The organism is Blautia hydrogenotrophica DSM 10507 (assembly GCF_034356035.1).
In the GTDB taxonomy this organism is placed as follows: domain Bacteria; phylum Bacillota; class Clostridia; order Lachnospirales; family Lachnospiraceae; genus Blautia_A; species Blautia_A hydrogenotrophica.
Map to the genome: position 1 here is coordinate 624,946 of NZ_CP136423.1, position 24,063 is coordinate 649,008.

24 protein-coding genes and 1 pseudogene are annotated in these 24,063 nt (G+C 44.9%); 23 read left to right on the forward strand and 2 right to left on the reverse strand.

From position 1 onward, the window contains the following. Positions 1–61: 61 nt before the first annotated feature. Both BLHYD_RS02970 and BLHYD_RS02975 read left to right on the forward strand, forming a co-directional pair. A pseudogene (locus BLHYD_RS02970) lies at positions 62–1,257 on the forward strand (tyrosine-type recombinase/integrase). Between the two features lie 448 nt (positions 1,258–1,705). Next, complete coding sequence (locus tag BLHYD_RS02975; RefSeq protein ID WP_005947539.1) at positions 1,706–4,489, forward strand: N-6 DNA methylase; 2,784 nt, start codon at positions 1,706–1,708, stop codon at positions 4,487–4,489. A 63-nt stretch (positions 4,490–4,552) separates the two neighbouring features. Here the strand turns inward: BLHYD_RS02975 and BLHYD_RS02980 are convergent, their stop codons facing one another. Further along, entirely contained in the window at positions 4,553–4,702 is a 150-nt protein-coding gene (locus BLHYD_RS02980; protein ID WP_005947541.1) for a hypothetical protein, read from the reverse strand. Between the two features lie 554 nt (positions 4,703–5,256). Between BLHYD_RS02980 and BLHYD_RS02985 the strand changes: the two genes are divergently transcribed. From BLHYD_RS02985 to BLHYD_RS03025, 10 genes are all read left to right on the forward strand, one after another. Then, the gene (locus BLHYD_RS02985; protein WP_005947543.1) at positions 5,257–6,087 is read left to right on the forward strand and encodes a MerR family transcriptional regulator; all 831 of its coding nucleotides are present in this window, start codon (positions 5,257–5,259) and stop codon (positions 6,085–6,087) included. 46 nt (positions 6,088–6,133) lie between these two features. Then, on the forward strand, positions 6,134–6,496 hold the full coding sequence (locus BLHYD_RS17280; protein ID WP_005947545.1) for a serine hydrolase: 363 nt from the start codon (positions 6,134–6,136) through the stop codon (positions 6,494–6,496). Positions 6,497–6,687: 191 nt separating this feature from the next. After that, a complete protein-coding gene (locus BLHYD_RS17285; RefSeq protein WP_005947547.1) occupies positions 6,688–7,107 on the forward strand; it encodes a serine hydrolase domain-containing protein in 420 nt (139 codons plus the stop codon). Positions 7,108–7,215: 108 nt separating this feature from the next. Further along, a complete protein-coding gene (locus tag BLHYD_RS02995) occupies positions 7,216–7,968 on the forward strand; it encodes a MerR family transcriptional regulator (protein ID WP_005947549.1) in 753 nt (250 codons plus the stop codon). A gap of 76 nt (positions 7,969–8,044) precedes the next feature. Next, positions 8,045–8,773: an ABC transporter ATP-binding protein gene (locus BLHYD_RS03000; RefSeq protein ID WP_005947551.1), complete on the forward strand. Its 729-nt coding sequence runs from the start codon at positions 8,045–8,047 to the stop codon at positions 8,771–8,773. Then, positions 8,766–9,509, forward strand: coding sequence for an ABC transporter permease (locus BLHYD_RS03005; protein WP_005947552.1), 744 nt, complete (start codon positions 8,766–8,768; stop codon positions 9,507–9,509). The genes BLHYD_RS03000 and BLHYD_RS03005 overlap by 8 nt, the downstream gene beginning before the upstream one ends. A 169-nt stretch (positions 9,510–9,678) precedes the next feature. Further along, a complete protein-coding gene (locus BLHYD_RS03010; RefSeq protein ID WP_005947554.1) occupies positions 9,679–10,449 on the forward strand; it encodes a MerR family transcriptional regulator in 771 nt (256 codons plus the stop codon). A 98-nt stretch (positions 10,450–10,547) separates the two neighbouring features. Continuing rightward, positions 10,548–11,600 (forward strand): BtrH N-terminal domain-containing protein, encoded by a 1,053-nt coding sequence (locus tag BLHYD_RS03015; protein WP_155799547.1) that lies wholly within the window; start codon positions 10,548–10,550, stop codon positions 11,598–11,600. Between the two features lie 155 nt (positions 11,601–11,755). Continuing rightward, positions 11,756–12,094 carry a winged helix-turn-helix domain-containing protein gene (locus BLHYD_RS03020; RefSeq protein WP_242648385.1) on the forward strand — a complete coding sequence of 113 codons (339 nt, stop codon included), beginning with the start codon at positions 11,756–11,758 and terminating at the stop codon, positions 12,092–12,094. A 123-nt stretch (positions 12,095–12,217) separates the two neighbouring features. Then, a complete protein-coding gene (locus BLHYD_RS03025; RefSeq protein ID WP_005947559.1) occupies positions 12,218–12,553 on the forward strand; it encodes a hypothetical protein in 336 nt (111 codons plus the stop codon). Between the two features lie 102 nt (positions 12,554–12,655). On the opposite strand, the gene BLHYD_RS03030 is transcribed toward BLHYD_RS03025, so the two are convergent. Then, positions 12,656–13,000, reverse strand: coding sequence for a helix-turn-helix domain-containing protein (locus BLHYD_RS03030; protein ID WP_005947561.1), 345 nt, complete (start codon positions 12,998–13,000; stop codon positions 12,656–12,658). 426 nt (positions 13,001–13,426) lie between these two features. Between BLHYD_RS03030 and BLHYD_RS03035 the strand changes: the two genes are divergently transcribed. The 11 genes from BLHYD_RS03035 to BLHYD_RS03085 all read left to right on the forward strand — a co-directional run bounded on the left by BLHYD_RS03035 (position 13,427) and on the right by BLHYD_RS03085 (position 24,026). After that, on the forward strand, positions 13,427–14,236 hold the full coding sequence (locus BLHYD_RS03035; RefSeq protein ID WP_005947564.1) for a DUF3825 domain-containing protein: 810 nt from the start codon (positions 13,427–13,429) through the stop codon (positions 14,234–14,236). A gap of 598 nt (positions 14,237–14,834) precedes the next feature. After that, a complete protein-coding gene (locus tag BLHYD_RS03040) occupies positions 14,835–15,221 on the forward strand; it encodes a hypothetical protein (RefSeq protein WP_040350457.1) in 387 nt (128 codons plus the stop codon). Between the two features lie 84 nt (positions 15,222–15,305). Next, positions 15,306–15,506, forward strand: a complete 201-nt coding sequence (locus BLHYD_RS03045; RefSeq protein WP_005947568.1) for a hypothetical protein — start codon at positions 15,306–15,308, stop codon at positions 15,504–15,506. Further along, entirely contained in the window at positions 15,499–15,867 is a 369-nt protein-coding gene (locus BLHYD_RS03050; protein ID WP_005947570.1) for a hypothetical protein, read from the forward strand. The genes BLHYD_RS03045 and BLHYD_RS03050 overlap by 8 nt, the downstream gene beginning before the upstream one ends. Continuing rightward, positions 15,867–16,985: a DUF2800 domain-containing protein gene (locus tag BLHYD_RS03055; protein WP_005947572.1), complete on the forward strand. Its 1,119-nt coding sequence runs from the start codon at positions 15,867–15,869 to the stop codon at positions 16,983–16,985. The genes BLHYD_RS03050 and BLHYD_RS03055 overlap by 1 nt, the downstream gene beginning before the upstream one ends. Further along, a complete protein-coding gene (locus BLHYD_RS03060; RefSeq protein WP_005947574.1) occupies positions 16,969–17,562 on the forward strand; it encodes a DUF2815 family protein in 594 nt (197 codons plus the stop codon). The genes BLHYD_RS03055 and BLHYD_RS03060 overlap by 17 nt, the downstream gene beginning before the upstream one ends. Positions 17,563–17,638: 76 nt before the next feature. Beyond that, positions 17,639–19,567, forward strand: a complete 1,929-nt coding sequence (locus tag BLHYD_RS03065) for a DNA polymerase (RefSeq protein WP_196795170.1) — start codon at positions 17,639–17,641, stop codon at positions 19,565–19,567. Between the two features lie 15 nt (positions 19,568–19,582). Continuing rightward, positions 19,583–20,020: a DUF7768 domain-containing protein gene (locus tag BLHYD_RS03070; RefSeq protein WP_005947577.1), complete on the forward strand. Its 438-nt coding sequence runs from the start codon at positions 19,583–19,585 to the stop codon at positions 20,018–20,020. Next, a complete protein-coding gene (locus tag BLHYD_RS03075) occupies positions 20,011–22,239 on the forward strand; it encodes a phage/plasmid primase, P4 family (protein ID WP_040350459.1) in 2,229 nt (742 codons plus the stop codon). The genes BLHYD_RS03070 and BLHYD_RS03075 overlap by 10 nt, the downstream gene beginning before the upstream one ends. A 160-nt stretch (positions 22,240–22,399) precedes the next feature. Next, entirely contained in the window at positions 22,400–22,681 is a 282-nt protein-coding gene (locus tag BLHYD_RS03080; RefSeq protein WP_040350520.1) for a VRR-NUC domain-containing protein, read from the forward strand. Next, the gene (locus tag BLHYD_RS03085; RefSeq protein WP_005947583.1) at positions 22,662–24,026 is read left to right on the forward strand and encodes a DEAD/DEAH box helicase; all 1,365 of its coding nucleotides are present in this window, start codon (positions 22,662–22,664) and stop codon (positions 24,024–24,026) included. The genes BLHYD_RS03080 and BLHYD_RS03085 overlap by 20 nt, the downstream gene beginning before the upstream one ends. Positions 24,027–24,063: the final 37 nt, after the last annotated feature.

Here is a 24,063-nt window from a genome sequence, read left to right on the forward strand (position 1 = left end):
CGGATATGTTATACTTCAAAATGTCATATCGGGACTCTTTCAAAAGTGGAAAGGAGCGAAGATGAGCGAGAAAAGACGTGATAATAAAGGTCGTGTCTTGCGAAATGGAGAGAGTCAACGTAAAGACAGACGTTTCATGTATAAATACACAGATAATGCAGGAAACATAAAATATGTGTATAGTTGGAAACTGGTCAAGACAGATACCGTTCCCAAAGGGGCGAAAGATGATTTGTCGCTGAGAGAAAAGGAAAAGCTGATACATAGAGATTTGGAAGATGATATTGTTCCTTGTGGCGGTGAAATGACAGTGCTGGATTTGGTGAAGAAATATGTGTCGCAGAAAACAGGAGTGAAGCATAATACAGAAGCCAATTATAACTTTGTCATTAACATTATCAAGAAAGAGGACTTTGGAAAAAAGCGGATTGATAAGGTGAAATTATCTGACGCAAAAGGCTGGCTGATTAAATTGCAGAGTGACGGCAGAGGGTACAGCACCATACATTCTGTGCGTGGCGTTGTAAGACCAGCGTTCCAGATGGCGGTTGATGATGATTTGATAAGGAAAAATCCCTTTGAGTTCCAGCTTGCCACGGTAGTTGTCAATGACAGTGTGACAAGAGAAGCCCTTACCAGAAAGCAGGAACGGGCATTTCTGAAATTCGTAAAAGAGGATAAACACTTTTCCAGATACTATGAAGGTATCTATATCCTTTTTAAGACAGGACTTCGGATTTCTGAATTTGTAGGGCTGACGATTGCGGATATTGACTTGAAAAACGGCGTTATCGACGTCAATCATCAGTTGCAGAGAAAACGGAATATGGAGTATGTCATAGAGGAGACGAAAACCGAGTGCGGTACAAGGCTTGTACCCATGACAGACGAGGTGAAAAAGTGTTTCCGCAAAAAATCATTGAGAACCGCAAAAAGCCAAAGACAGAACCCATGATAGACGGGAAAGTGGGCTTTCTGTATCTGGACAAAAATGCTATGCCAATGGTCGCCCTGCACTGGGAAAAGTATTTCCAGCATATCTGTGAGAAATATAATAAAATTTACAAAGCCGAAATGCCAAAGGTGACGCCTCATGTCTGCCGTCATACATTTTGCTCCAATATGGCAAAGTCGGGCATGAACCCTAAGACGTTGCAGAAGATTATGGGGCACTCGGATATTGGCGTGACGCTGAACACTTATACGCATGTAGGCTTTGAAGATATTCAAAAAGAGATGAAAAAGATATGTAGTTAGGTGAGTTGTAAAGTTGTAAAATAGGGGAAGTTTTACAACCTATTTTACAACTTTTCAGAGGAAAAACCTGCTGACATATGCCAAAATATGCAAGTTTCCCTAAAATGGGAAAATGCGGGAAAGCCCGTAAAATCAAGGAAAACCAACATATAAGGAGAAATGCGAACATGATAAAAATACTATTCATCTGCCATGGCAGGAGTCAGAGTATGAGCTGTTTAGCGGCCTTTGGCGGCTGAAATGCGGCAAATTGGGGTAGGAGAGTCAGAGGAAGACTACGATTTTACTACTACTGAGGAAAGAAAAGGTAAATAATGTAGAATGGCCTGGGAGAAAGCTCTTTCAGGCTTTTGTGTTTTTAACGATATTCGGATATGTGAATAATGATTGACAATATTCAGATATACGAATATAATGTATCTATGCTTGTAATGAAAGGAGCTAAAATATGAATTTATTAACTTCTAGTGAAATGGCAAAAAAATGGGGTATTTCCAGTAGAAGAATAGCAATTCTTTGTAGCGAGGGGAGAATCGCTGGTGCTGTAAAAAAGGGAAAAACATGGCTTATACCTTCTGATGTACCGAAGCCTTCAGATGCAAGACGTTCGGATTCAGATGATATATCAGAAGATGGATTAAAAAAAGATGACAGAACAAAAGTTAAGTTGGATGAAATTGTTGATTATGCTACTGGAAAAATAGTTCATAATAATCCAGAAGAGGCGTATCGGCAAGAATTTGAACACATTTTAATTGATGATCTAGGATATCCAAAAAAGAATATTGATATAGAAGTCATAATTCAGCGAGGTGCAAATAGAAATGCTGAAAAAGCCGATATTGTAGTATATAGAAGTGAAGATCATTGCCAAGAAAATGCTTATATTATAGTTGAAATTGAGACGCCTAAAAAGACATACGATGTTCAAGCGCTGACGTATATAACAGCTACTACTGCTCCCTACGCTGTTTGGTATGCTGGTATGGAAAAAAACAGTAAGGGCCCATATTATCATTATAGAGATATGGGGGTTGATCCAATTCACTTTATGATAATTCCCACTCTTCCTAGATATGGAGAAACACAAGAGATGATTGGGAAATATCATAAAGGAGATTTGAAGCCAGCAAAAGCATTAAAACTAACATTTGAAAGAATGTATTATCATCTTTACGGAACGGGGCCAATAAAAAGGGAAGAGAATATAGCTGTTGAAATTATCAAACTTCTGTTTTGCAAAATAATTGATGAGCTTGCCCCTGAAGACTTATGTGAATTTAGAGCAACTCCAGTTGAACTTAAATCAGATTCTGGTAAAGCCGAAATAAGAAGAAGGATTGATGGTCTTTATGCCAAACTGTTATCTGACCCTGATTACGGAGAAATGTTTAAAGATGAAACATTGGAGTATGACAACGAATCAATTGCTTATATTGTTTCTATTTTGCAAGGATTATCTTTAACAGATGAGGAGACAAACACAGATGCGTTAGGCGATGCATATGAAGTATTGCTTCCTTCTACTTTGAAAGGGGAAAGCGGACAATTTTTTACTCCCCGTGAAATTGTACGTTTTGCCATTGAAGTGATTGCTCCCAACTATAGTAAGAAAGAGTATATTTTAGATACTGCATGCGGATCCGCAGGCTTTTTATCAGTTGCTTTGGAAAACATAAGAAAGCAAATCAATACTTTGTATGCAAATCGTGGGTTTTCTAAAGAGAAAAAAAGGGGGATGCTGAAGGATTATGCTGGCAAATATGTATTTGGATGCGATATTGATCCATTGTTATACCGTATTTCTAAATCTTATATGGCCATTATGGGAGAAGGGAAGGGGAATATCTATAATTTAGATTCTTTGGATCTTACTAATAGACTCGATCCCAATTTTAGACGTTCGGTTACCGAAGGCAGTGTGGATATAATTACTACTAATCCCCCGTTTGGAACTCAGATCAAAGATACAAGGCGAGATGTGTTGAGAACATATGATTTGGGTCATAAAATTATTAACGGTGAACCTACAAATGAGGTTCTAGAAGGGCAAGATCCAGATAAACTTTTTTTAGAAAGAGATATCTCTTATCTTAAAGAAGCTACGAACGATGCTGATGGTGGTAGAATGGTAATTGTGCTTCCAAAGCAGAATCTTTCTGGAGCAAAAGAAGAATCTGTCGAATTTAGAAAGTGGTTACTGAAAAGGGTCCAAATTACTGCTATAGTGGATCTTCCTAGAGAGGCTTTCCAACCACATACGGGGACTAAAACATCATTAGTTTTTTTGAAAAAAGTTCGGAATATTCCAGATAACTATCCAATATTTATGGCTGTTTCAGAAGCGGTTGGCCATGATAGGAGAGGATTGCCTTTATATAAGAAAGACTCTAATGGAACTGATCTTCGCAATGATAAAAATGAAAGGGTAATATGGAATGATCTTCCGGAAATTTTGGATAGGTATAAAGAATATACGGAAAAAGGCTTTTTAAACAATACAAATACTGATGGTGGACCGAGTTGTTTTATTGTCTATTCATCCAATATTATGCAGGATTCTGCACGGAGAATTGATGCATGGTATTGGGACCCGAATAAGAATAATATTGCAAAACAAATTGAAGAATCTGTGGGAGATGATATTAAAGAAATTGTCAGACTTGGAGATCTCGTGGTTGATCACGGTATTTTTTATCCGGGGCGGCACAAACGTAACTATGTTGAAGCGGGAGAGAATAGTGTTCCATTTTATTCTGGAACACAAATTTTGCAGGTTAGACCTTTTGATATAAAATATCAACCTATAGATTATGCGCCGGCGAAGAACCATTTTGTTGATAAGGATTGGATTCTTATTACAAGATCTGGGTCAACAGGTCGAGTTGTTATGGTTACTGATAGTATTGCAGGAAGTATGGTTACAGAACATGTGATTCGTGTCATTTGCGATAAAAATCTTGTTGATCCGTATTATGTTTATGCATATTTGGCAACAGAAGATATTGGAAAAATACTATTAGAAAAAGGGATCTATGCGTCAGTGGTAGATCATATTACACCTGACTTTGTAGCTACCATTCCTGTTCCAAGATTGGCACCAGAAAAGGAGAAAGAAATTGCGGATAGGGTAAGAGAAGCTGAAAAGAAGCGTGATGAAGCGAATAAAGAGTTTATCGCTGAGAGGAATAGCATAGAGAGTATTATGTTTGAAAATATGAAAACCGAGTAATTTTTAGTTAAAGCCAATGTTGATCGATGTTATACTAACATTGGCTTTTATAAATCATGAGATTTATTCAAACCAAATAACGATATATATTTTAACATCGGAAGATAATGGAAATTCCCAAATTTGAATATCGTTTTTCTCCTTTTGTTTTAAAAGTTTTACAAACTGTTGAGCACCATTTAATGTTTTATATTGCTTTGAATACATTTTCATAAAGTAGTACCTCCTCTATTGTTGGATCTTATGTTCGCTCTAACTTGGGTGTATTGCAAGTAAAATCTAAAAAATATATAATTAAGTCATCTAAAACAGGAAAAATCTTAATTATATATAAAGGGAAATAAGGGGATTGTCTAAACTTATTTGATATATTTGGGCAGATAAGCCATGTGGAGACAGTTGTCTTGATGTCAAAAGTCAAGGAATAAGATAGCGAAAAAGTGTAGAAAACAAGGGATTTCCGGGAGCCGGGGCTTGTCAGAGGACAGGTTCGGGTTCCCGGATTTTTTCATTTTACGGGTAAGTGGGAACTGGTCTACTGTGAAAAACGGCGGAGAGTTGAGTGGATAGGATAGATATTGAGTATGTTGTGGAGACAGGATGGATAAAAGAGGTGCCGAGTTGACAGGATTGTTAAATCAGATAAAACTTGCAATTCTTTTTATATTCGATTAATATGCGACTACCTTGAAGATGCGTATGAAAAGTGCCGTTGACTTTTCCCTTGGGGCAAAGTTTATACTGGTACTGGAAAGGAGGCCTATTATATGTTGACGATTGGAGAATTTTCGAGTATATGCCGAGTATCCACAAAAACACTTCGGTATTATGCAGAAATAGGATTGATACTTCCAGAAGAAATCAATCCAGAAAATGGGTATCGTTATTATTCTATTAATCAGTTGGAGACGATGCTGTTTATTAATCGGCTGAAAGCGTATCATTTTTCGTTGGAAGAGATTAAGGCAATTCTTGAGTCAGAGGAGGCAATAGATGACAAACTATATGCGGCTCTTAGTAAAAAGAAAAAAGAGATTTCAATGCAAATGATGATGTATAAAAATATGTTGGAGCAGATAGATGCTGATATGTCTGCCATAAGAAAGGGCAAGTCGATTATGTCATATATGGAAGATATTGGTATAGAACTGGTGGAGGTGCCAAAGATGTATCTTCTGTCCATACAAAAGATGATTCAGGAACAGGATTTTCCTGATGAGTATGGGTATTGCTTTGAAAAGCTGTTTAAGAAAATGAAGGAAAAGAACCTGACAGCATCCGCTCCACCAATGGTTTTATTCCATAGTGATGAATATAGTCCATTTGGACTGGATACAGAATTTGCTGTTCCAATCAACGAGTATGCAACGGGAACAAGGGATTTTTATCCTGGACTTTGTTTGAAAACTGTTGTTCATGGTTCCTACTCTCAGCTATCTTCTGTTTATGCGAAGCAAATTGAATGGGCAGAAAATGAAGGGTACGAAAATTGCAATGCACTTTATGAAGTTTATGTAACAAGTCCTTCGGAGGTTTTGCAGGAGAGCGATTTCATTACAGAGGTCTATTATCCAGTAAAAAAGATATTAAAAAAATAAAACAGAAAAAATGCGTCTACAAATAGGTTAAAGTAAAGGAGATATCATGGATCAGAAAAGAATTAGAAAACTCGAACAAAAAATCAGCACTGATTATGGGAATACCACAGGCGTGGCGGTATTAAAAGAAGGAAAATTGGTATATGAAAAATATTTCAAGGGATGTACAAGAGAAAGCCAGGTTCATGTTTATTCTGTAACAAAAAGTATTATTTCAATACTGATTGGGATTGCAGTAGATAGAGGATATATCCAAAGTATTGATCAGAAAGTGCTGGATTTTTTCCCTGAATACATAGTAAGAAAGAGAGAAAACACCATCCAAAATATCACAGTCAAGGATATGCTGACAATGACAGCACCTTATAAGTATCGTTTTTTTTGCTCCATATGTGAAATATTTTACTAGTGAGGATTGGGTGAAATTTTCTTTAGACCTGCTAGGGGGCCGGGGGGAAGATCGGAACATTCCGATATGCACCTCTGATTGGTCCGGATATTTTTTCAGAAATATTAGTAAAAGCAACAGGGCAGTCGGTATTTGAGTTTGCAGATGAAAATTTATTTTCTCCATTAGAAATTCATGTAGAAGGAGATTTGATGTTTAAAAGCAAGGAGGAACAACTGGCATTTAATGAATCTATAAATACCAGCGGATGGGTACGGGACTCATTAGGGATTCATACAGCGGGTTGGGGACTTACACTTTCCCCTATGGATATGGTAAAAATTGGTCAGTTATATTTGAATAAAGGCCTATGGAACGGAAAACGAATTGTATCAGAAAAGTGGGTGGAAGAAAGTACGAGAGAGCATAGCCGATGGAAGAAACATGATTTATCGTACGGATATTTATGGTGGATAAATGAAGATGGTTATGCAGCGATGGGGGATGGAGGAAATATAATTTATGTGAATACAAAAGATAAAATAGTTGTGTCATCTTCTGCGCTTTTTGTGCCAAAGGTAAGGGATAGGATAGATTTAATCAAAACATATATTGAACCAATATTTAGATAGACTGAGAATAAACTTGCTATTCAGGGCATTCTACGGTAAACTAAAAAACCCTACATTATAACACCAGACTTATAAAATATGACATAATGAGGGATGGAGGTGCGTTGAATGAATACATATAAGACAATAGACATAGCAAGGATAATCGGCATACATGTAAATACAGTACGCTTATATGAAAAATTCGGTTTAATTCCAAAACCAGAACGGTTAGGGAATGGTTATCGGGTATTTACTGATCTGCATATCGAACAATTTAGATTAGCGCGGGCGGCTCTCCAGGTGGAAGTTCTTCAAAATGGACTTCGTAAACAGGCGGTTGACATTATTAAGGTTTCTGCTTTGGGGAATTATGAGAAAGCTATGGAATTGACCAGGCGATACATTGCTCAGATAGACATCGAAAAAGCCAATGCAGAAGAAGCGATACGGATTACCCATAGTATTTTATCGGGTATGAGTGAAAGCAATGTTGGAGTGCAGAGGACATATAGAAGAAAGGAAGCAGCAGATATATTAGGGGTAACGATCGATACATTAAGAAATTGGGAGTTGAATGGTCTGTTTACCATCAAGCGAACTGAAAACAGATACCGAGTGTACACAGAAGAAGATATGCTTCGCTTGAAAATTATACGCTCTCTTCGTTGTGCAAACTATTCTCTCTCTGCTATTTTGAGAATGCTTCAGGCCTTATCGGATGATCCGCAAACTAATATCCAAATAGCTATTAATACGCCAAAGGATGATGATGATATAATAAGGGCTTGCGATAAGCTATTGACTTCATTGAATGAGGCAAAAAACAATGCTTTTTATGTAACTTGTCAGATTGAGAAGATGAAAAAAATATCAGAATAAAAACCCTACAGTTACCCACCATAGTTGGATTGGATGCTAATCTTTATTTCAGAATAAAAATAAGGAGGCATACGAAATGGAAAAAACAATCCAAATTTCCGGGCTGAGCAAATCTTATGACGGAAAGAAAGTGATTGAGAATCTCAGCTTCTCAGTTGCTGCGGGTGAAGTGTACGGTCTGCTTGGAGCAAATGGCGTAGGCAAGAGTACTACAATAGAATGTATCCTTGGGACAAAGAAAGCGGATTCGGGAACGGTTCGCATTTTGGGGCTAGACCCGTGGACGGAGCGAAAGCAACTTTTTAAGCAGGTTGGGGTACAGTTCCAGGAAGCAAATTATCCAGACAAGATCAAGGTAAAAGAATTGTGTGAGGAAACGACCTGCCTTTATAGGTATCCACTGGCATATAAAGAGCTGCTGCACAAATTTGGTCTGGCAGATAAGGAAAACGCTTTTGTAAACGAGTTATCTGGAGGTCAGAAGCAAAGATTATTTATTGTGTTGTCTCTTATCCCTAATCCTAGGGTGGTCTTTTTGGATGAGCTTACCACAGGGCTTGATACAAAAGCGAGAAGAGGTGTTTGGAAAAGCCTGCAGGAGTTAAAGAAACATGGCCTGACAATATTTCTGTCTTCTCATTTCATGGACGAGGTGGAAATTCTCTGTGACCGGATTGGTATCCTGAAGGATGGCGGATTCGCCTTTGAAGGGACTGTGGAAGAAGCGGTGACATTAAGTCCCTATGAGAAATTGGAAGATGCGTATTTGTGGTTTACTGGTGAGGAGGAAGAAGACAATGAATAAATTTTTTACAATGTTGAAAACAGAACTGAAGTTATCCTTCCGGGGAATGGACATGGCTATTTTTGCTCTCTGTATGCCGGTAGTGGTTGCTGTAATTTTGGGAGTCATTTATGGAGCAAAAACAGCGGCTCCCGAAGTAAAATATACCTTTTTGGAACAGTCCTTCGGGGCATTATCGACCATTGCGATTTGTGCAGGTGGTGTGATGGGGCTTCCGCTGTTGATTTCCGATTACCGTCAGAAAAAGATATTAAAAAGATATAAAGTTACGCCTACAAGTCCGGCATTTCTGCTCGCAGTGTGGGTGACGATTTATGCAATCTACTCGTTGCTGTCCTTGTGCCTTGTTTTTGGAGTTTTGTCCATCTTTTTTGGATGCAGGTTCAACGGATCGATAGGAATTTTCTTGTTCATGTATCTTCTGGTGATGTTTTCGATGTTCAGCATCGGACTTATGGTAGGAGGTGTTGCGCCTGATACGAAAACAGCCAGTGTGGCTGCCAGCCTCCTGTATTTTCCGATGCTCATTTTTTCAGGGGCAACCTTACCTTATGAAGTGATGCCGTCTGTATTGCAGAAAATTGCAGATGTTTTGCCTTTGACACAGGGAATTAAGTTGCTGAAAGCAACTTCGTTGGGCCTACCGTTAGAATCAGTCTGGTTTCCAATTGCAATCATGGCGGTGGTCACAGTGGTCTGTGGAGGCATTGCCATCCGTTTCTTTAAATGGGAATAGATGCGGAATTTCTAGTTGACTTTGTGCCAACGATGATTTATAGTGTCACCTACTAAAGTACGGGAGTCGCTTGACTCTCGTATAATGTGAAGGTTTATAATGAAGAACGGGAGGTGTTTTTTTGTTGAAAATAGGAGAATTTTCAGTCCTGTCTCAAATCAGTATCTATATGTTGAGGCATTATGATGAGATTGGTCTGTTGATTCCAGAGCAGGTAGATGAGTTTACGGGGTACAGATATTATAGTGAAAGGCAGTTACCAATTGCGGGAAAGATACAGGCATTGAAAAGCATGGGCTTGAGTCTGAATTTGATTAAGGAGATATTGACAAAGTACTCGGACAACACAGGGTTAAAAAACTATCTTGAGCTTCAGGCCATAGAGCAGAAAGAGAAGATAGAGCATATGCGGAAAAAATTGAATCTGCTTGAAACGACGATAGCCAATTTGGATCGTGATTCGGATATTCCTTTGTTTAGTGTGGCACTCAAAAAAATCCCTGCTCATTATGTAATCAGTGTGAGAGGAATTATCGAAACACCAGACAAGGAAGCGGAGCTTTGGGAAAGATTGGCGCAGGAAAGAAAAAAACAAAAAATACAATTTACGAATCCAGCGTGGAATATTGCAGTTTTCCATGATGAGGGATTTCAGGATAGAAATTTAGATGTAGAAATTCAGCAGGCGGTCATTGGAAAATGCCGTGATTCAGATATTATGAAGTACAAAAAGGTTGAAGAAATTACTGCTGCAACACTTACATTTAAAGGAAGATATGCGTTATTGCCACAGGCAAATGAGGAAATCATACGTTGGATTGGAGATAACTGCTATAAATTGAATGGAAATCATTTTAATATATACCATATATCGCCTGAAATGGAGCAGTTAGAAGATGAGATGGTTACAGAAGTATGTTTTCCAGTTAGTCCAATTTGATGTTGCCTGCAATTGTCTTACCAGAACTTTTGCGAATATGCTCTTGACTCTCAGACTATGCGAGGGCTTATAGTGAAGGTCGCAAAGGAGGTTGGAGAATGAAACGATTGGAATTACCGCATCGAATGGCCGACTATCTATGTCCGGTGAATGGATTATGCGATGTTTACGAATGGAAAACCGGAAAGCGGATACCGGAAGAACTCATTTTTTATGCAAAGGCAGGTTTTCAGATGATTTCTCAGAAACGAGCTGATGCACCTAAAATGATTTTCTTAGGTCAGGGCAGTATTGGAAAACGGGAATATGAATTCTGGAAAGAGATTATCGGATACGAAATAATGTTTGGAGAGGGAAAATGTTTTCGAACAACCTGGAAGGAAATATGTGCATTATTGGATAGGGAGATACCAACGATACTTTTTGGCCTTGATATGTTTTACCTGCCGTATCAACAGAAATTTTATCAGAAACAGCATATACTAGGACACGTAGTCTTGATGGTTGGATATGATGATGAAAATGCGTATATCCACGACAACTCCAAAGAAGGGGTTCAGCCAGTTCCCCTTTCAAATCTTGAACAGGCATGGGCAAAGAGCTATATTGGCATCAGCAAGAAAAATACATATTTTGGGATTAACATGAAATCGCCAGAAACAGACATTTCGCAGATCGTACAAAAGGGAATGGCAACAAATGCAGAAATGTACTTACATTCAGCTTTGAGTTTTGTTGGACAAAAAGGGTTGGATAAATTTATGAAAGAGTTCCCGAAGTGGAAGAATGTGTTTGCACAGGAGGCACTTTGTAAAATATATCTCCACTTTATCGAGTATACAGGGAGTGTGTTGCCGGAATTACCGTATGAAATTAGTGGCAGTCGGTCCGGAATTATAAATCCTCACCGGGCGTCAAGAGATAAATTAGCGCAGGCGTTGCTAAAATATCAGGGTTCTTTTGGAGTGCCGGGATGGGAGGATGCCGCCTATTGTTTTGAGTGCAGTGGGGAAATTATACAGACAATTGTCGGGGGGTTCATAGAAGATGTAGGGAATATGTCCTTTGGGAATTCGGAAAAATATATTCCTTTTTTCCAGAAACTGAGAGAGCATGAGGAATGTGCTTTTCATATCATGCTGCGGGATTAAGTGGCAGATAAAATAGAAACAGCAAGTTTGCTCTTATAACTTTAGTGGCACAGCGAGGTGAGTATGTGGGAAAGCTAATTGTACTTTCGTTGGATGAATCAGAAAAAATTATATATGACAAAATAATGAAAATTGTAGGAGAATCAGACATTTGTGTGGATAAAACATTATTAAAAGAGCAGGAACCAATGCGAATCGGCGAATTATATATTCAGTCGGAACAGCATAAAGTTTTGAAACGAGATCAGGAAGTGAGACTGACAAATATTGAGTTCCGAATTCTGTATGTACTGGCTCTTCATCAAGGTAGTATTCTTTCTAAAGAACAAATTTATAACTTCGTCTGGAATGGGGAGTATCTCCGGGATGACAGCAACATCACTTCCCATATCCGCCGCCTTCGAAAGAAAATTGAAGATGACCCTAGCCGGCCTGAGTATATCCAGACTGTACGAGGGGTTGGTTATCGAATGAATATGGTAAAAAAGGAATAGGCAGTGTTCTGAAGCGTAACGTTTGGAATGCTGCCTATTCCTTTTTTAGAAACGAGTAGGGTTTGGTATGGTGTAATATCTGAGGATATATTAATAATAATTAGCAGACTGGAGGAATGGAATATGCAGAACAAAGTATGGGAACAGGTTGGATATTTTTTGAATAAGCTCCGTTGTGAAAATGTGACGAGGGACACCGCAGTTGAGGTGCCGGGATATAGAGATACACAGCAGGAATTGGAGGAGATACGTGAAACGTGTGAGGAGATAGTTCGTAGTCTTCCTGAAGATCAGTGGCAAACGTTGTTGGAGTGGATGGCAAAGCTGGAAGATATGAATTCTATGGAGGGGCAGAAGGCATACTGCCAAGGATATGTAGACTGCATCCTTCTATTAAGCGGTCTGGGACTTTTCCGGCAGGAGATATCTCCAGAGGAATTGATGAAACAGATACAGTGACGAAAAGGCTCATTTTTGCAGGAGGATTCCGGTGCAGGGATGAGCCTTTAAAATTACAGGAAAAACGTGATGTAAACACCGCCTGAATACAGCCTTTATCTGTTACTCTGAATCTGAAGGCATTTCACTCTCGGACAGCAACGCTTCTGTGGTGGCAAGGATGACACGGAGTTGCCCTTCATCACAGCGAGTAAGTAGACGCTCAATCTGCTGATATGTAGTATTGGTCAGATTCTCGTTTGGATAGATAACAGTATCTGCTGACAGGTTGAAGTAGCGGATTACTTTTTCGAAGACATCGTAGCTCGGATTGTTCCGGAAGCGCTCCAGGTCTTTGAGATATGGTAAAGAAATATCCAGTATTTCAGCTAATTCTGCTTGTGTGAGTTTCTTATCCATTCGTGCATTTTTCAGCACGATGCCGAACTGTCTTGGATGAATAGCCATGATATCACCTCCTGTAAGTATGTTAGTGCCATACCTTTGAAAAGTAAAAATGGAGATACAATACTTTTTGAGAATGGTACAACCATACTTACTGGAAGAATGGAGATGTTTTTAATGGATAGAGGAGTGGCTTTACGGTTAAAAAAATTCAGGCAATATCCGTAGAGAACTGCACCATCAATAGTATGGCAGAGCCATACTTCCACAAAATTATTATCTCACATAGGGAAAAGGCGTGAACGCAGTGTTGTCTGCAGGAACGCCTTTTCCCTATTTTGTATTTCAGGGAGTATGGGACATGGGAAAGGAGTGAGGAAGAAATGGGACCATAGAAATAATAGTCAGATATATGAATACATGAGATAGAGTGCCATTGGAAGAGATTGGACGGTGGAAAATACAGACTGTTATGAAAGGAACATAAGAATGATAGAAACGGATTTATTTGATTTTGCCTATGTGCCGGACTGGTACGGACAATTGGACGAGTTGTCGAAAATGGCTCTGCCGGAGCCATGGCGGTTCAAGAAGCCAATTTATAAAACGAAAAATGAGGATACCCCCATACTGGAGCGGTACATACATATTGTTTTCCGAAAGCAGAGCATTGATTTTAATTCAGAAAGGGATGCCAGGAAAGCGGCAGGTTATTTTCATGTGGAAAATGAGTGTGCCTGTTTTCATACAGGATTATACACATCCCGATACAAAGGGATTTATGCCTGCTTTGATCGAAACCATAAAAAGACTTCGATGAAAGATTGGTACTTCAGGGGATTCTGCGATGAACTGTCACCGTTTCTGAAATATGTGCAGCCATTGCCGCAGATGCCCTCCTACTATATGGCGCAGAACGGCGCAGGTTTTCAACCAGACTGGCCTATCAGGGTCAACGTGGAACACATATTGGGAGACACAGAAAATCTGGAGCGTATTCCAGCGAAAATCCGTAAAGCCAGGAATTTGCCACTTTTATTTGAAACGGCAGTGGAAATTGGCAGGAGAAAGACAGTAGTTGAGCCGGGGCTTATAGTGCCGCAAGGGTATCAGGGAAAGATGCAGTATCTTCTCCCGATATATCTGACGAATGAGAAAAAGCCAGATCTTGCTCTGACACTGACAGTTATGGAAGGATATTATTTGGGTAATACATGCCTGACACTGGAAATGGCTTATTTGAATGCCAGAGTAATATCAAGGCCGATAGCTCCCTGGCTGACAGACCTTGTAAAATAAAAGGAATCAAGATGATTCATATACTCCCTACCCCTGAATGCCGGATAGCAGCCAAGAAAGGAGTGTATGTGATATGCAAAGAAAGAAGGAGGTACAGGCCAATGGACTAGAGAAGAAAAGGAGATCCATTCTATGTCCAAAATGCGGACACAGGCTATTGGATGCATCTGTAAATACAAAAGTACAGTTGGTTACCCCGACAAAGAACTGTAATCCCGATTTCGTGATAAAGTGCAAGCATTGCAGTTCAGAAATCGGGGTAATTAAAACTGAATAGAGGAAATCTGATTCGCTCCAAATGTTTACGCAGGGAGCTGACCGAGGCGCTACGGTAATACGGCAAGTCTCATAAGGAATGTATATGGGATAGGGAAACGGATAGCTAAATCGGGACAAGGATCATTCGTTTGTTTGAGCATGATGCACGAGGGGGAGATTTCATTCCCTAGTTATCGGTTAAACCCTCACGATACCATCTGAAAGATGATGGAGACGACATTGAGCCTGGCAAGCGGCACTTTTGTGCTGCTTGTCAGGCTCTTTTTTTATTTTAGCGGCTAAGGTGCCGTCTGCCGGGCTCCGAAAGGAGAACGGCAAAATGAAAATCAATTACACGTTTGCAAACGGAGAGACCTCAGATGTAGAGGTCAATGAGGAAATCGGAAACCTGATCCTGGACTCCAGACGGGAAGAAAGCAACCAGGACCGGAAGGAGCGGTACCACTGCTATTCCCTGGATGCGGCAGTGTACGAGGGCAGGGATTACGCAGACGGCGAGACCCCGGAGTCAGCCCTGTTCCTGCAGCTGGAAAACCAGCGGATCAAAGAGGCTTTTGGACGTCTCTCGGAGGTGCAGCGGCGCAGGCTTCTGATGGCGGCTGAGGGACTGTTCCTCCGGGAGATCGCCCGCCGGGAGGGTAAGGACATCAAGACCATTCGGGAATCCATCGAAGGGGCCAGAAGAAAGTTTTTGAAATTTTTCTGAGACCTCCCCCCTCAAACCGTGCTTCAAATCTCCGTATGTTGAAGGACATCCCGATACCGTCCTTCAGAAAGCAGAGGTGATGAGATGAAACACACATTACAGATCCGTGTTTCAAAAAAGCCTGTGAACAGCGGCGCGGTCAGTGTGCGGAATGTCTCTGTGCGGGAGCGGTTCATGCGTTTTCTCCTTGGGGACAAGGTCAAACTGACGGTTATTGTTCCAGGCAGTTCCGTAGAGAAACTTTCCATCCGGGAGGTTGCGGAAGGAGGGCTGGCGCATGAGTAAGATGAAACTTCTTCTGGATGTGGTATCCGATCTCCGCTCCCTGGCAGACAGCCTGCAGGCAGTGGCTGACGCTGTAGCACAGGGCGGGCAGGAACAGATGGATCAAACCACGGAGGAAAAGCCGGTTCAGAAACCGGAAAAGAGAACTACCGCAAAGAAAGAGGAGCCGCCAACAGAGAAGGCAGGGCAGCAGTCAAAGCCGCTGACATTAGAACAGGTGCGGGCGGCTCTGGCAGAGAAGTCCCGTGCCGGTCATACGGCAGAGGTAAAGGCGCTCCTGATCAAGCACGGTGCGGATAAGCTGTCGGACATTGACCCGGCAGAGTACCCGGCGCTCCTTGCGGAAGCGGAGGTGTTGTGATGGGAAAACATGCGTTATTGTCTGCATCTTCCAGCCACCGGTGGCTGAACTGCCCGCCCTCCGCAAGGCTTTGTGAGAAGTATGAAGATACGGGCAGCGAATATGCCCAGGAAGGGACGGACGCCCACAGCCTGTGCGAATACAAGCTAAAACGGGCGCTTGGCATGGATGCTGCTGACCCAACAGAAAACCTTTCCTTCTACAACGAGGAAATGGAGCAGTGTGCCTTGGACTATGCGGCCTATGTGCTGGAACTGGTGGAGGACGCAAAGAAAACCTGTAAAGATCCGGTGGTGCTGATCGAGCAGCGTCTGGACTTTTCACGTTTCGTCAAAGACGGCTTTGGAACCGGCGACTGCGTCATCATCGCAGACGGGATTCTGGATATCGTGGATTATAAGCACGGAAAAGGTGTGGAGGTGTCCGCCGTAGAAAATCCCCAGATGATGCTGTATGCCCTGGGCGCTCTGGAACTGTTTGACGGTATCCATGATATTGATACTGTCCGCATGACCATCTTCCAGCCACGCCGGGATAACGTGAGTGTCTGCATCATGGCAAAAGATGATCTTTTGCAGTGGGCCTATAACGAGCTGACCTATAAAGCGAAGCTGGCCTATGAGGGTCGTGGGGAGTTTGCCTGCGGGGACTGGTGCCGATTCTGCAAAGCAAAGGCGGCCTGCCGGAAGCGGGCAGAGTACAACCTGGAACTGGCAAAATACGATTTTGAGATGCCTGACACATTGGAAGATGCAGAGATTGCCGCCATCCTGGACAAGGTAGATGAACTGACTGCTTGGGCAGCGGATGTGAAGGAATACGCGCTCCGGCAGGCACTCAGTGGGACGGAGTATCCCGGCTATAAAGTGGTGGAGGGACGTTCCAACCGCCGATACATCAGCGAGGATGCAGTGGCCGATGCCGTTTCCCAGGCAGGATATGATCCCTATGCCAAAAAGGTGCTGGGCCTTACGGAGATGCAGAGGCTCTTAGGTAAAAAGAAGTTTGACGAGCTGCTGGGCGGTCTGATCGAAAAGCCCCAGGGCAAGCCTGTCCTTGTGCCATTGTCCGATAAGCGGCAGCCTATGAATACGGCACAGAATGATTTTAAAGATTGAGGAGGAAATCAGAATGTCAAATAAAGTCAATAACCCGATGAAATTGATCACTGGCCCGAATACCCGCTGGTCCTATGCCAACGTGTGGGAACCAAAGGCTATCAACGGCGGCACTCCAAAATACAGTGTCAGCCTGATCATCCCCAAGTCGGATACGGTGACCATCAACAGGATCAAAGCCGCTATCGAAGCTGCTTACAAAGAGGGAGAAGCTAAGCTGAAAGGAAACGGCAGGAGTGTCCCGGCGCTTTCTGTTTTAAAAACTCCGCTTCGTGACGGGGATGTGGAACGCCCGGATGATGAAGCCTACGCAAACGCCTATTTCGTCAATGCTAATAGCACCACGGCTCCGGGAATCGTGGATGCAGACCGGCAGCCGATCCTGGAACGAAGCGAAGTTTACAGCGGTGTGTACGGCAGGGCGAGTATCAACTTCTATGCCTTCAATTCCAATGGAAATAAAGGAATCGCCTGTGGGCTGAATAACCTGCAAAAGATCCGGGACGGAGAACCGTTAGGCGGAAAGTCCCGTCCGGAGGATGATTTTGCAGAGGAGGATGAAGATTTCCTCTCCTGACAGAAAGATAGCCTTACGACAGGGCGGCGGGGATCTTTCCTGCCGCCCATAAGGTAGTTGAAGGGAGATGATAAAAATGAGGACATTGTCCATCGATATTGAAACGTACTCGGATGTGGATTTGTCTAAGTGCGGTGTATATAAATATGCTTCCTCCCCTGCTTTTGAAGTCCTGCTGTTTGGTTATACCGCAGACGGCGGGGATGTGCGCGTGGTCGATCTTGCCTGCGGAGAACAGATCCCGGAAGAGGTAATTTCTGCATTGTCTGATACCTCTGTGACCAAGTGGGCGTTTAACGCCATGTTTGAGCGGGTGTGCCTGTCAAACTTCTTGGGGGAATGGCTGGAGCCGGAAGGCTGGCACTGCACAATGGTGTGGTCTGCCACACTGGGACTTCCCCTCTCTTTGGAAAGCGCGGGGGCAGCGTTGGGATTGGAGAAACAGAAGCTGACGGAAGGCAAAGACTTGATCCGGTATTTTTGTGTCCCCTGCAGACCGACCAAAGCAAACGGCGGCAGGACACGGAACCGGCCGGAGCATGACCCAGAGAAATGGGAACGGTTCAAGGCATATAACCTTCGGGATGTGGAGACGGAGATGCAGATACAAAAACGGCTCTCTAACTTTCCGGTGCCGGATGCCATTTGGGAGGAATACCACCTCGACCAGGAAATCAATGACCGGGGTATTGGAGTGGATATGGAACTGGTCCGGCAGGCCATTGCCATGGATGCCCGTTCCCGTGAACAGCTGACGGATGCTTTGCAGGAGTTGACGGGATTAGATAATCCGAACTCCGTACAGCAGATGAAACAGTGGCTGGCAGACCACGGGCTGGAAACGGATACTCTGGGCAAGAAAGTGGTAGCGGAACTGGTCAGGTCTGCACCGGAGCCGCTAAAGACGGTACTGTCCTTACGGCAGCAGCTTGCCAAGAGCAGCGTGAAGAAATACGCAGCGATGGAGAATGCGGTTTGCGCAGACGGACGGGCGCACGGAATGTTCCAGTTTTACGGAGCCAACCGGACAGGCAGGTTCTCCGGACGTCTCATTCAGCTTCAAAACCTACCCCAGAACCATATGTCGGATCTGGCGCAGGCACGGGCATTGATGCGTGGCGGTAATTATGAAGCCATTTCCATGCTTTATGAAGATATCCCGGATACTCTTTCCCAGCTTATCCGCACGGCATTTGTGCCGCAGGATGGCAGGAAGTTCATTGTAGCGGACTTCTCCGCTATTGAGGCCAGGGTGATCGCCTGGTTTGCCGGGGAGCGATGGCGGCTTAAGGTTTTTGAAGATGGCGATGACATTTACAGCGCCTCCGCAAGTCAGATGTTCCATGTGCCGGTAGAGAAGCATGGCGTCAACGGGCATCTCCGGCAGAAAGGGAAAATCGCAGAACTGGCCCTGGGTTATGGCGGCTCGGTGGGTGCATTGAAATCCATGGGTGCGCTGGAGATGGGACTTGCCGAGGAGGAACTGCAGCCCTTGGTGGATGCGTGGAGAACTTCCAACCCCATGATCACGCAGTTCTGGTGGGATGTGGACCGGGCAGTAAAGGAATGCGTCAAAAAGAGAGTTCCTATGGAGTCACATGGGCTCCATTTTGATTACCGGAGCGCCATGCTCTTCATCACCCTTCCTTCCGGCCGACGGCTTGCCTATGTGAAACCGAGGATCGGAGAGAACCAGTTTGGCCGGGAGTCGGTGACTTACATGGGCGTGAGCGGTGCGAAGAAATGGGAACGGCTGGAAAGCTATGGTCCCAAGTTTGTGGAGAACATTGTCCAGGGTACCGCCCGCGATATTCTCTGCTATGCCATGCGAACTTTGCGTAATTGCGCCATCGTGGCCCATGTGCATGATGAGATTATCATCGAGGCCGACCGGCGGATGTCGCTTTCTGCGGTGTGCGAACAGATGGGCAGGACGCCGTCCTGGGCGAAAGGGTTGAAGCTCCGGGCGGACGGATACGAATGCGAGTTTTATCAGAAGGATTAGAAGGAGGTGCAGCCTATGGGCCTCAACAAATATAACAGTGAGGGCTACTATGATCCTACGGTCTATGAAGCCCTTTCCAATATTGCGAAAGAGGAAAAAGCAGCAAGGCGTGTATACCGGCCGCTGGTCTATATATGCTCTCCCTACGCTGGTGATGTGGAACGGAATGTGAACATGGCAAGGGTCTACAGCCGTTTTGCGGTGCGGAATACCTGTATTCCCATTACCCCGCATCTGCTCTATCCGCAGTTCATGGATGCCGGCAGTCCGGCAGAGCGGGAACTTGCCCTGTTCATGGGGCTGGTGCTACTTACCAAGTGCGAGCAGGTATGGGTGTTCGGCAGCGTCGTATCATCGGGTATGCGGGCAGAGATTGCGAAAGCGGAAAAGAAGAACATACCGATGCGGTATTTTACAGAAGAATTGGAGGAGGTCAAAGGAGAATGCGAATGACTTTTTATACGGCGAACTGCCGGGGGAATGCGAAAAACAGCCTGTATCCCAATAAGCGTGTGGTGGATAACGAACAGGACTTTCTGGAAGTAATGGCCTTCGACCATGTGTGCGCGGAGTTTAAGAACTATCGGAGGAGCGGTGAAAACTTCCTCTCTGCTGATACAGAGGTCATGGATTGTGATAACGACCACTCTGATGATCCGGCAGACTGGATTCGTTCGGAAGATCTGTCAGAGCAGATTGGACATGAGGTGGCATTTGCTATAGTGCCGAGCCGCAACAATGGAAAGCCAAAGGATGGGAAAACCGCACGGCCCAGGTTCCATGTGTACTTCCCCCACGATCCGATCACTGACAGTGAGACCTGTGCGGCACTGAAACGGGCAATCCAGCAGAAATTTCCTTTTTTCGACTCCCATGCTTTGGATGCTGCCCGGTTCATCTTTGGCAACCCCACAGAGGAAATATTGTGGCATGAAGGCGAGATCACCATCGACTGTATTGTGAAGCCCCAGGAGAAAAGTATTCCCCAGGGGCAGCGCAATTCCACCCTGTCGCATTTTGCGGGGCGTGTAGTGAAACGGTATGGAGCAACCGAGAAAGCACATCAAATTTTTATGGAGGAGGCAGATAAGTGTAATCCGCCGCTCCCGGATGAGGAGCTTGCCTCCATCTGGCAGAGTGCCTGCCGGTTTGCCGGGAAAGTGCAGAGTCAGGAAGGATATGTGTCTCCGGAGGATTACAATGATGAGTTTTGCCGGGAGTCTTTAAAGCCTGCAGATTACTCAGATATTGGACAGGCCAAGGTACTGGCAAAAGAGTATGGGATGGAGCTGCGCTATACGGCGGCTACCGATTACATTCGTTTCTGCGGCGCATGTTGGGTAGAATCCAAACAGCAGGCGGTCGGTGCTGCGGAGGAATTTCTGGATCTGCAGCTTGCAGATGCAAAGGATGATGTTCGGTGGACAAGACAGGCACTTTTGGATGTAGGCGTTGCTGAGGATGATATCATGGCCGGCGGCAAGGCGCTGGAAAAGAAAATCAGCGGCGGTCAGACCAATGTCTACCTTGCTTACTTATCCGCATTGGCATATCAGGCGTTTGTGATGAAGCGGCGGGATATGAAATATGTGGTGTCTGCCCTGCAGGCGGCAAAGCCTATGCTGGAGATCAGCGTGTCTGACCTGGACCGGGACGGTTTCCTTTTGAACACGCCGGATGGGACCTATTACCTGCCGGACGGGCTGGAAGGCCGGCGTGACCATAGCCCGGAGGACTATATCACAAAGATTACGGCGGCTGGGCCAGGTGACCAGGGAAAGGATTTGTGGCTGGATGCGCTGGATACGATTTTCTGTCAGGACCAGGCATTGATCGACTATGTGCAGCAGATCGTGGGCATGGCGGCAGTCGGACGAGTGTATCTGGAGTCACTGATCATTGCCTATGGAGAAGGACGGAACGGCAAGTCCACCTTCTGGAACGCAGTTGCCCGTGTGCTTGGAACCTACAGTGGAAATATGTCTGCCGATACCCTGACGGTAGGCTGCAAGAGGAACGTGAAGCCGGAGCTTGCCGAGGTCAAAGGCAAGCGGCTGATCATTGCGGCCGAGTTGGAGGAAGGAATGCGCCTGAATACCTCTGTGGTAAAGCAGATGTGTTCTACAGACGAGATTTTTGCGGAGAAGAAGTATAAAGACCCGTTTTCCTTTACGCCGAGCCATACGCTGGTGTTGTATACTAACCACCTGCCGAGGGTGGGTGCCAACGATCCGGGGACGTGGCGGAGACTGATCGTGATACCCTTCAATGCCAAAATCGAGGGCAGCGGCGATATAAAGAATTATGCGGATTACCTTGTGTCAGAAGCTGCGCCTTCGATCATGACCTGGATTATTGAGGGGGCGAAGAAGGCGATCAGCCGGAATTTCCATATCCCTGCGCCTGCCTGCGTGGAGGATGCCATCAAATCCTACCGGGAGGACAATGACTGGCTGGGGCATTTCCTGGGCGAGTGCTGTGAGGTGGATAAGGTTTACCGGGAAAAGTCGGGGGAACTGTATCAGGAGTACCGTAGTTATTGTATGCGGACGGGTGAATATGCCAGAAGTACGGCAGATTTTTATAATGCGCTGGAGCTGGCAGGATTTATGCGCCAGAAGACAAAAACGGGTAATTTTATCCGTGGCCTGCGGATTATAGAAGACTTCTGACGGGGCATTTTGCCATAAGGGTGGAGGTCGGTGGAAGTCTTGGTAGAAAACCCCCTTTAGGGCAGTTTTTCAGAAAAAATCACTTATAGGAGAGTTTTAGGTACAACCTCCACCCTGGATACCTGGAATGCCGGGAATACAAGGAATCGGAGGTGTTTTCGTGAAAGAAAAAATCATAGAGCAGAAATTCCGGGCAGCAGTCAGGACTGCCGGCGGTGTGGCAGTCAAGTTTGTGTCGCCCGGTTTGGATGGGATGCCGGACCGGTTGGCACTTCTCCCTGGTGGAAGGATGGCATTTGTGGAGGTCAAGGCCCCCGGAAAGAAGCCCCGCCCGCTCCAAGAAGCAAGGCACCGGATGTTGCGGCGGTTAGGTTTCCAGGTGTATGTGCTGGATGATGAGAAGCAGATCGGAGGGATTATTGATGAAATACAGTCCACATGAGTATCAGAAATATGCCACGGAGTATATTGAGACACACCCTGTTGCGGCGGTGTTTCTATCAATGGGGCTTGGCAAGACGAGCATTACCCTGACCGCTTTGAACGACCTGCTGTTTGATGGCTTTGAGATCCACAAAGCCATCGTGATCGCACCCCTCCGTGTGGCGCGGGACACCTGGCCGGCAGAGATTGAAAAGTGGGACCATCTGGGCAGCCTGATCTATTCCGTGGTTGTGGGAACAGAGGCGGAGCGGCTGGCGGCGCTGAGACGGCAGGCCGACATTTACATCATCAACCGGGAGAATGTGCAGTGGCTGGTAGAGGCAAGCGGTATCCCCTTTGATTACGATATGGTGGTAGTCGATGAGTTATCTTCTTTCAAAAACCACCAGTCCAAGCGGTTCCGTGCCATGATGAAGGTGCGGCCGAAGGTGGGACGGATCGTAGGGCTGACCGGAACGCCAAGCAGCAACGGGCTGATGGACCTGTGGGCCGAGTTTAAACTTTTGGATATGGGGCAGCGGCTTGGGAGGTTCATCGGCCAGTACCGCACCCGGTTCTTCCTGCCGGACAAGCGCAATGGGCAGGTGGTGTTCTCCTACAAGCCCCTTCCAGGTGCGGAGGAACAGATCTACCGGTTGATCTCCGACATCACGATTTCCATGAAATCTACCGATTACCTGCAGATGCCACAGTTCGTTTCCTCCGGTTATGAGGTGTATCTCTCTGAGGAGGAAACGCAACGGTACGTTTCATTCAAGCGGGATTTGCTGCTACAGCTCCCGGACGGGGAAATAACCGCTGCCAATGCCGCAGCCCTTTCCGGGAAGCTCTCCCAGATGGCAAACGGCGCGGTATACACGGATGAAGGAGAGACCATCGCCATCCATGACCGGAAACTGGATGCCCTGGAAGACATCATCGAGAGCATGGGAGGAAAGCCGCTCCTGGTGGCTTACTGGTTCCGGCACGATCTGGAACGGATCACGGGGCGGCTCCATAAGCTGAAGATCCCGTTTTCCAGGCTGGATTCTTCGAAAAGCATCCGCAGATGGAATTCCGGGGAGCTTCCCGTGGCTCTGATCCACCCGGCATCGGCGGGACACGGGCTGAACCTTCAAAGCGGGGGTTCCACTCTCGTGTGGTTTGGATTGACCTGGTCCCTGGAGCTTTACCAGCAGACCAACGCCCGTCTTTGGCGGCAGGGGCAGCAGTCCGATATCGTGGTGATCCAGCATATCATCACGAAAGGCACGATTGACGAGCGGATCATGAAAGCCCTGTCGGAAAAGGATACCACACAGGCTGCGTTGATAGAAGCCGTAAAAGCGGATTTGAAAATCTGAGCCAAGCCATGAAAACAAGAGCCAATCAAAGACAATC

Coding starts and splice junctions, on each gene's coding strand:
- BLHYD_RS02975 (WP_005947539.1), top strand. CDS start 1,706: ATGAATTTATTAACTTCTAGTGAAATGGCAAAAAAATGGGGTATTTCC.
- BLHYD_RS02980 (WP_005947541.1), bottom strand. CDS start 4,702: ATGAAAATGTATTCAAAGCAATATAAAACATTAAATGGTGCTCAACAG.
- BLHYD_RS02995 (WP_005947549.1), top strand. CDS start 7,216: ATGAATACATATAAGACAATAGACATAGCAAGGATAATCGGCATACAT.
- BLHYD_RS02985 (WP_005947543.1), top strand. CDS start 5,257: ATGTTGACGATTGGAGAATTTTCGAGTATATGCCGAGTATCCACAAAA.
- BLHYD_RS03015 (WP_155799547.1), top strand. CDS start 10,548: ATGAAACGATTGGAATTACCGCATCGAATGGCCGACTATCTATGTCCG.
- BLHYD_RS03040 (WP_040350457.1), top strand. CDS start 14,835: ATGAAAATCAATTACACGTTTGCAAACGGAGAGACCTCAGATGTAGAG.
- BLHYD_RS03055 (WP_005947572.1), top strand. CDS start 15,867: ATGGGAAAACATGCGTTATTGTCTGCATCTTCCAGCCACCGGTGGCTG.
- BLHYD_RS03070 (WP_005947577.1), top strand. CDS start 19,583: ATGGGCCTCAACAAATATAACAGTGAGGGCTACTATGATCCTACGGTC.
- BLHYD_RS17280 (WP_005947545.1), top strand. CDS start 6,134: ATGGATCAGAAAAGAATTAGAAAACTCGAACAAAAAATCAGCACTGAT.
- BLHYD_RS03060 (WP_005947574.1), top strand. CDS start 16,969: ATGATTTTAAAGATTGAGGAGGAAATCAGAATGTCAAATAAAGTCAAT.
- BLHYD_RS03000 (WP_005947551.1), top strand. CDS start 8,045: ATGGAAAAAACAATCCAAATTTCCGGGCTGAGCAAATCTTATGACGGA.
- BLHYD_RS03045 (WP_005947568.1), top strand. CDS start 15,306: ATGAAACACACATTACAGATCCGTGTTTCAAAAAAGCCTGTGAACAGC.
- BLHYD_RS03030 (WP_005947561.1), bottom strand. CDS start 13,000: ATGGCTATTCATCCAAGACAGTTCGGCATCGTGCTGAAAAATGCACGA.
- BLHYD_RS03025 (WP_005947559.1), top strand. CDS start 12,218: ATGCAGAACAAAGTATGGGAACAGGTTGGATATTTTTTGAATAAGCTC.
- BLHYD_RS03005 (WP_005947552.1), top strand. CDS start 8,766: ATGAATAAATTTTTTACAATGTTGAAAACAGAACTGAAGTTATCCTTC.
- BLHYD_RS03085 (WP_005947583.1), top strand. CDS start 22,662: ATGAAATACAGTCCACATGAGTATCAGAAATATGCCACGGAGTATATT.
- BLHYD_RS03010 (WP_005947554.1), top strand. CDS start 9,679: ATGTTGAGGCATTATGATGAGATTGGTCTGTTGATTCCAGAGCAGGTA.
- BLHYD_RS03065 (WP_196795170.1), top strand. CDS start 17,639: ATGAGGACATTGTCCATCGATATTGAAACGTACTCGGATGTGGATTTG.
- BLHYD_RS03050 (WP_005947570.1), top strand. CDS start 15,499: ATGAGTAAGATGAAACTTCTTCTGGATGTGGTATCCGATCTCCGCTCC.
- BLHYD_RS17285 (WP_005947547.1), top strand. CDS start 6,688: ATGTTTAAAAGCAAGGAGGAACAACTGGCATTTAATGAATCTATAAAT.
- BLHYD_RS03035 (WP_005947564.1), top strand. CDS start 13,427: ATGATAGAAACGGATTTATTTGATTTTGCCTATGTGCCGGACTGGTAC.
- BLHYD_RS03075 (WP_040350459.1), top strand. CDS start 20,011: ATGCGAATGACTTTTTATACGGCGAACTGCCGGGGGAATGCGAAAAAC.